Source organism: Pararcticibacter amylolyticus (genome assembly GCF_003130405.1).
GTDB lineage: Bacteria > Bacteroidota > Bacteroidia > Sphingobacteriales > Sphingobacteriaceae > Arcticibacter > Arcticibacter amylolyticus.
Window position 1 is genome coordinate 1 of the sequence record NZ_QEAS01000078.1, and the last position, 1,181, is coordinate 1,181.

Consider the following 1,181-nt stretch of genomic DNA (forward strand, 5'->3'; position numbering starts at 1 on the left):
ATGGCCTTCTATAACCCATCCGGCAGCGAAGCGCAGCTGCCCACCGGCGTCCCCCGTATCCCGTCCCCCTTTGCCGAGACCCGCTTTGAAGCCTCCCCGCTCAACCGCGTAGAAGAACAGGGGGCCCCCGGCAGCGACTGGCAGATCGGCCAGGGGCACACCGTGCGCCAGGGCTACTACAGCAACAGTGACGCCTCCCTGTCCGAAGGCAACGGCAGATGGGCTAAACAATACGGCGTCAGCATCGACGCTACTGGGAATTTTATTTTAAAAGAGAAGGATGCCTACGGACAGAATCAACTCTATGTCAACGAGATTCGGGACGAGAACTGGAAAGAAGGCGACGGCAAAGCCGGCCTGTTCCAGGAGTTTACAGACAAAGAAGGCCGGGTAGTGCTCAAGCGCACCTGGAACCGCAAAGCCGACCAGAGCATCGAGGCCCTGTCCACCTATTACGTGTACGATAATCTCGGCAACCTGTGCTATGTCCTTCCCCCCAAATCAGAAGCCGACAGCGGGATGCCCGGCCCTGACAAACAGAACGCACTGTGTTACCAGTACCGCTACGACGAGCGCAACCGGATGAGTGCCAAAAAAATCCCCGGCAAGGGCTGGGAGTACCTGGTATACAATCAGCTCGACCAGGTCGTGGCCAGCCAGGACGCCGGGCAGAGAAAGAAGAACCAGTGGCAGGTGACCAAGTACGACGGATTGGGCCGTGTGATCATGACCGGGCTGTGGAACAATGGCAATACCGCCATAGACCCCGCATCCCTGAAAGCCCTCGTCTATGCCGCCCCCCAGTACGACAGCCGTACCCCCGGGGCCGACTACCAGATCGTCAGTTACCCCCAGAACCTCAATACCCCCCTGACCGTCAGCTACTACGACAACTATAACATCCCCGGCCTTCCCTCCGGGTACGCCCGGGATGGCAGCGAGATGATCCACAGCCTGCCGACGGCCACCCGTACCGCCGTGCTGAACAACCCCGCCCACATGCTGTGGAGCGTGAACTACTACGACGACGAAGGCCGGGTCACCAAAAACATCAGCCAGCACTACAAAGGCGGCACCCTCTCAGACGGCAATTACGATGAAACCGACAACACCTACAGCTTCACCGATGAGCTGCTCACCAGCACCCGCCACCATAAAGTAAACAGCACCGAACAAGTAAA

1 protein-coding gene is annotated in these 1,181 nt (G+C 58.8%); it reads left to right on the plus strand.

What is annotated here, in order from left to right:
- A partial coding sequence (locus tag DDR33_RS26195; protein ID WP_238387950.1) for a DUF6443 domain-containing protein occupies window positions 1–1,181 on the plus strand: 1,181 nt, incomplete at both ends.